The sequence below is a fragment of the Meridianimarinicoccus sp. MJW13 genome (genome assembly GCF_014901205.1).
Taxonomy (GTDB): domain Bacteria; phylum Pseudomonadota; class Alphaproteobacteria; order Rhodobacterales; family Rhodobacteraceae; genus Meridianimarinicoccus.
The window spans coordinates 1-5,891 of the sequence record NZ_JACNMU010000016.1; the positions used below are offsets into that span (position 1 = coordinate 1).

The window sequence follows — 5,891 nt, forward strand, 5'->3', positions numbered from 1 at the left end:
GACTGAAAGACTGGCGGCGGGTCGCAACCCGCTATGACCGCTGCCCCAGAGTCTTCCTCTCGGCAATCGCCCTCGCGGCCATCGTCATCTACTGGCTTTGAAACTCAATGAGTCCAGACCCTAAGAGCTTCCATTAGCGTCCATTGTTCGCCAAGCCAGTTGAGTGCGTGTTCGTAACCATCATCAGCTTTGTCGAACCTGTTTATCGGCAAAGAAGTAAGATGCTTGTCCATCTCAGCCGGATAACCTGAGACAACCGCAACGGGCATTCCCTTCTTTAGGATTAGATCGGTAGCCAGCGTATTGCCTGCTTCGGGCGAGGTTTGTTTGCCAACTTGACCTGTTGGTAATCGCAAGTCGACTATCGCGCAATCGACCCTCATATCGTAAATCGCCTCGGCTGCGCCGGCGATTGAATTGACTGGAATTGCTTTGAAGCAGCGTCCGTTAGCTGTGTTGGCGCTGTTCCAGTCCTCTAGCGCTTCTTGCATGAGCGTAATCATGCGATCTTCGTCTTCAACGACGAGAATAGTCTTCTTGTTCAATGCTCTGGCCCCGCTGGGAATACGATTTCAAACAGTGCTCCGCCTTCATGCTCTGGGTGAAACTTGAGCTTCCCGCCAGATCGTGCCAACGCCTCACGTGCGATATTCAATCCAAGGCCTGTACCACCATCTTTCAGCGTAAACCCAACTTCAAAAATGCGGTCCATGAACTCCGAACGAACGCCCGGCCCGTTGTCCTCAATGAAGACGTGTCCTCCATCCTCAGAACGCGCAAGCGTTATGTGAACTCTTGGGTCCTCGACGACCGTTGCTTCCAGCCAGTGGATCGAGTTGCCCACAATGTTTACAACTGCCGTGGTCAAATCCTCGGAGTGGCCAAGGAACTCCATACCTTTCGCCAAAGAATCTATCTCCAGAGAAACTTCGTGGTCTTCGAATATCGCAAGTGCATCTTTGATTGTTTGCACAGGAAAGAAGAGAGACGCTTCACGTCGCTTTCCTCCAGCAAGTGGCCGAAGTATTCGAAACAGCTCGGACAGTTTGTCACCAGATGCTTTCAATTGAGGTATCCGCTGCGAAAAGTATTCCCGCGCTTTGCTCTTCCCGCTGTCATCGCCTGACAGGAAAGTCTTTAGCATGACGCTCATCCGGTCGGCGCTCTTCTTGATAAAGGTCGCCTCGGGCGAACCTTCATGAAGAACTTCGGCCAAAATTGCTCCTAGTGACGATTGCGCTTCGAGCACGCGTTGCCGCTCACGCATTGCCTCAATTCGCAATGACAGACGCTGCGACTCTTTGTCGATGATGCGCTCTGCTTCTTCCCTTGCCTTGGGCTCCAGCAGATTGAGCAGCTTTCTGACGCGTTTCAACTCGGAGAGCTCCTTGAGCTCATCAAAGGAGGTAGACCGGGATCGAGAAATGCCGGCCTTCTCACGAAAATCGAAACGCTTTGGCTCGACCACTTCCGCCAACAATCGCTTCACTAATTTCGCAAGGTTTTGAAATGCAGAGTTGTCCTCGAATCCCTCGCGGCTACTACGCTCAAAAAGGTGCGAGTTCAGCTCTCCTTCGATCTTAAGGTATCCCGCTACCTGGTTGTGACCAATGCGGAGCGAAGGATCTTGGACCCGGCGGGTGTCAAGCGCCAGCCAATCGTTTTCAGGATCTCCATACGGTCGGACCCTGAAGCCTTCCCGGTATATCGCGACCCCCGAGATTCTGTCGAGCAACCTGCGCGCTTCCACCGCTGTCATGTCTCCGAGGCCAGCAGCCCTCATGTTACTCTTCAGGGCATCGGCTTCCCGGTCGAAGAGGTATAGTTGGACGTCTACGGTTCCCGGGCTCTCGTGATTTTTTATTCCCGCTCCCGGAAGACTAACGGTCTCAGAACCTCGGCCCGCCCGATGGATGGTGAAGAAGCCCTCAAAGGCCCCATCTGGAGAGAGCGTTCCACTCAGTTCGTAGTCACAAGCCGATAGCAAAGGAAAGGGACGCACTCGTCGACCAGAACCCCCATAGCCTCCCGAGGGTTCTTCTGCATCCGCACCACCAAATATCTCCTCAGGCTCAAAGCCAGATGACTCGCCATCACACTCGGAAAGGTCGAGGAAAACAGAGAAGTCTGCGCTTTCGTCACTCGAAGCTGAAAATGGCGAAAGCAGTCGCCTAAGTTCACCATAGAGCTTGGCTATTCTTTCCCTGCTCCAGTCCTCATGAAGCTCGATGATCTCAATAGTGGTCCCGGTTGGCCCACCGATTTCTTGAACCAAGTAGTCAATCGCGATGTCGGATAAATAAACATCATCGTTGAAGATACTCCAATCGAGCTCCGGAATTAATACAGCAATGCTCTCATCACCTTCCTGAACGGTCGATGTGAGCGCCATTTTGCTACCAAGCTTCGCAGCAGCAAAGCGACCGATTCCCTTAGATCCCATCATCTTGCGTTTTTTGGATGGCGACCTACGGTCAATCACTTTGGAAGCAGTCGCCGGTTCCATCCACTTTAGCTGAATATCATCTAGCGACATCCCGTGCCCATCGTCGGAAATAGATATCCGACCCTGACCGGCTACAAGAGGTGGGGTAAACTTGATCTCTACGAAATTTGCATCTGCGTCATACGCATTTTTGACGAGTTCAATAACTGCGGCCTCTGGGCCGCTTATCAGTTGGTCGCCAATAGTCCGAATTATTCGGGCTTTGGGCCTAAATCGTAATTTCTTTTCTTCCAACTCGCGCATTAACTCTCCATTTCCAGCATATTCTTCGAATTCATGCAGGGTCAATCGTCCCTTTCTTGGCCCAAAGACATGGCACCTTAGCAAATAGAGACAACGTCTGCTTTCGACGCGACATTGGTCTTTTGGGATATCGTCACAGCTACCTCCTGAACCTTCCCACTGAGTTTTCGTGAGAAGCTTCCTATAGTCACTGAAGCAGGCTCTGTCTCATGTCGCAAGCTTCTAGCGACGTGGCAGCTCGCTGCGAATGGTTTCATAGACGCGCGCAAGTTTCGTTGGCAGACGGCTTTGCCCGCACAGTTCCCGTCGGACCGCATGGATGGCCGGCGTACCGTCATTTCAGTTGGCGCCTGTTTCCATGGGCCTGCCTTGGTCCAACCAAGCTGACACTCGGTCCGTTGTTGCAGCGATGGCGTTTGGTGCAAGCTCGCACTCCCAGACGACAAGGACACGCCAACCTACCGACTGCAGCTGATCGATGTTCCGCCGATCTCGCGCAGTGTTCTCGGCGAACTTGCTCTGCCAGAAGTCCTCACGCGTCGCGGGGGTGGTTGCCTTCGGGCATCTCGGGTGACGGTGCCAGAAGCAGCCGTGGACGAAGACAGCAGCCCGATACTTGGGAAACACGAGGTCGGGCCGACCCGGAAGTCCCTTTTGATGCAGTCGATACCGGAATCCGCGCGCATGCAGGGCGCGCCGTAGCAACAGCTCCGGTTTCGTATCCTTGCCACGGATGTTGCGCATCATCCGTGATCGGGTCTCGGCGTCGACGATGTCCACCATCTCATCTCCTTGCCATGTCTGCGAAAACCTGGGAAGAGGAGAGGCAGGAGAATTGATGTGTCGAAGCCCGTTCAAATCGTTGATCTATTTTCCGGCCCGGGAGGCCTCGGAGAGGGATTCTCATCTTGCATGAGGGACGATGGGACGCGTGCCTATGAAATTTCCGTCTCGATCGAAAAGGATCGCTCAGCGCACAAGACCCTGAGACTCCGCGCATTCCTGCGCCAATTCGATGAATTCCCACAGGAATACTATTCATGGATCGCCGGAAAGCACGAATGCCCAGATTGGAGAGAGCTGTATCCTCGGCAATGGAAATCTGCCGAAAACGAGGCCCTTTGTGCAGAGCTTGGGAAACCCGAAACAGCGACAATGCTCTCGGAGAGAATTTCTGCAACAAAACGGTTGGCCGGTGATCGCACTCTTCTGATCGGCGGCCCTCCCTGCCAAGCCTACTCCCTTGCCGGCCGATCTAGAAACGCCGGAATCAAGGACTACAGACCGAAGAATGACGACCGGCACTTCCTCTACCGCGAGTATTGTCGAGTTCTGAGAGAGATGAGCCCCGCGGTGTTCGTGATGGAGAACGTCAAGGGCATGCTGTCCTCATCCGTCGAAGGCTTGGCCATCTTCGAGCAGGTCATATCTGATCTCGAACATGCTGGCCCGGGTTACAAGCTCATCGCCTTGTCGGCCAACATCCAGCCGGGCGATCATACGGAACCCAAGGATTTCGTCATTCGCGCGGAAGCTTATGGCGTACCGCAGGCGCGGCACAGGGTTATCATCGTCGGCATCAGGTCGGATATCGCCGGAGACTTCGTTCCGAAACTTCGCCAGCAAAACGCCTTGGTTCCAGTAAGGGACATGTTGACAGGCCTGCCGAGGCTGCGAAGCGGGTTGAGCAGACGCGATGACGAGCACTCTTGGTACGACGCGGTGGTCGACGCGATGGTGTCTGTCGGCAAGATCGTCCGGGATTATCCGGGCGATAACTTTGGTAGCTTTCTGAACGAGCTGGATCGGGTCGAGGAACAACTTCTAGCGACTTCGCAGTTGGGTCGCGCGAGCAAAGCAAGAAAACCTCTTTCGAGGAAGCTGCAGCCGGGACTCGCTGCGTTTCTGGACGACCCGAAGATCATCGGCGTCTCGGGTCACGAAACCCGAGGCCATATGCCATCCGATCTTGCGCGCTACCTCTACGCCGCGTGTTTCGCGAAGGCCGAGGGGCTTAGCCCGCGCGCCCACCAGTTTCCGGACATCCTGGCACCAAACCACAAGAACTGGAAAACGGGCAAGTTCAATGACAGGTTCCGCGTTCAGATCGGCAATGCCCCGGCTTCAACGGTAACGAGCCACATCTCGAAGGACGGGCACTACTTCATTCACCCGGACCCGACGCAGTGCCGTAGTCTGACGGTGCGCGAGGCCGCACGGCTACAGACGTTCCCTGACAACTATCACTTCATGGGCAATCGCACCGAACAGTTCGTGCAGGTTGGCAATGCAGTGCCTCCATTTCTTGCGAAACAGATTGCGGACGCTCTTCTACCAATATTCGAGACAATCTGAACTTTGCCTTTTTTGGCCCGCGCCTCATTTAGGGAGGCGGCTTATCTGATTTTCAAACGGTAGGTGGATGAGGAGCGTGCAACGGCCCTAGTCGACACATGAGAATAATGCTCCGCGACCAAAGCCTCAAGCCGAGCGCGAAAGCTGTCAGGCATTCGTTCTCCGATTAGGATTTCGCGCAAGGCGGTCTTGGGGAACCTATGAAATATTGGCTCTGTATCATTTCCCGAGGCGCGAACCAGAAGCCTCCTTTCTGCTTCGTATTCCCACTCCAATGGTTTGGTCGCAAACACCCTCTGTAAAATCTCTGTTTTGCTCAGGTAAGCATCCCCCGCCACCTTTCGGTAGTCTTCCACAAAGGGGTCTCTCTCACCAATATGCTTGGAACGATCTTCGGCTTCTTCAATCGACATAAGATGAAAGTCCATCTGATCATTCGCGATTGCATAGATGAATGCATCTGCAGTTGGCGGGTTCTTTTGGTAGGCAACATTCACGGCGAACGTGCTTCTGGGGCTCGCCTCCAAAAGCTCGTCATCATCAAAAACCAAGCATAGCCCGCGCAGCCCATCGGCGTAGTGCGACCACATCAGAAGATTGTCTGGCTCAGAGCCAAAGCAAGCGATCCTCGTGATATCCCGCCAATGTAGAAAAGAGGGCTGTTCGTCTAGGGTCTGGACTCATTGAGTTTCAAAGCCAGTAGATGACGATGGCCGCGAGGGCGATTGCCGAGAGGAAGACTCTGGGGCAGCGGTCATAGCGGGTTGCGACCCGCCGCCAGTCTTTC

The 5,891-nt window shown here is 54.2% G+C and carries 5 protein-coding genes and 2 pseudogenes; 2 read left to right on the top strand and 5 right to left on the bottom strand.

Annotation, left to right across the window (positions count from 1 at the left end; genetic code table 11):
- A pseudogene (locus tag H8B03_RS18830) lies at positions 1-101 on the top strand (IS5/IS1182 family transposase); the annotation flags it as partial.
- Between the two features lie 3 nt (positions 102-104).
- On the opposite strand, the gene H8B03_RS18835 reads toward H8B03_RS18830, so the two are convergent.
- From H8B03_RS18835 to H8B03_RS18845, 3 genes are all read right to left on the bottom strand, one after another.
- Entirely contained in the window at positions 105-545 is a 441-nt protein-coding gene (locus H8B03_RS18835; RefSeq protein ID WP_193143500.1) for a hypothetical protein, read from the bottom strand.
- Entirely contained in the window at positions 542-2,794 is a 2,253-nt protein-coding gene (locus tag H8B03_RS18840; protein ID WP_193143509.1) for a sensor histidine kinase, read from the bottom strand. The genes H8B03_RS18835 and H8B03_RS18840 overlap by 4 nt, the downstream gene beginning before the upstream one ends.
- A gap of 294 nt (positions 2,795-3,088) precedes the next feature.
- Positions 3,089-3,532 carry a very short patch repair endonuclease gene (locus H8B03_RS18845; RefSeq protein ID WP_193143519.1) on the bottom strand — a complete coding sequence of 148 codons (444 nt, stop codon included), beginning with the start codon at positions 3,530-3,532 and terminating at the stop codon, positions 3,089-3,091.
- A 57-nt stretch (positions 3,533-3,589) separates the two neighbouring features.
- On the opposite strand from H8B03_RS18845, the gene H8B03_RS18850 reads away from it, so the two are divergent.
- The gene (locus H8B03_RS18850) at positions 3,590-5,104 is read left to right on the top strand and encodes a DNA cytosine methyltransferase (RefSeq protein WP_193143521.1); all 1,515 of its coding nucleotides are present in this window, start codon (positions 3,590-3,592) and stop codon (positions 5,102-5,104) included.
- A 41-nt stretch (positions 5,105-5,145) separates the two neighbouring features.
- Here the strand turns inward: H8B03_RS18850 and H8B03_RS18855 are convergent, their stop codons facing one another.
- Both H8B03_RS18855 and H8B03_RS18860 read right to left on the bottom strand, forming a co-directional pair.
- Positions 5,146-5,694, bottom strand: coding sequence for a DUF2971 domain-containing protein (locus H8B03_RS18855; RefSeq protein WP_193143523.1), 549 nt, complete (start codon positions 5,692-5,694; stop codon positions 5,146-5,148).
- A 100-nt stretch (positions 5,695-5,794) separates the two neighbouring features.
- Positions 5,795-5,891, bottom strand: a pseudogene (locus tag H8B03_RS18860) (IS5/IS1182 family transposase); the annotation flags it as partial.

Coding starts and splice junctions, on each gene's coding strand:
- H8B03_RS18845 (WP_193143519.1), bottom strand. CDS start 3,532: ATGGTGGACATCGTCGACGCCGAGACCCGATCACGGATGATGCGCAAC.
- H8B03_RS18855 (WP_193143523.1), bottom strand. CDS start 5,694: ATGTGGTCGCACTACGCCGATGGGCTGCGCGGGCTATGCTTGGTTTTT.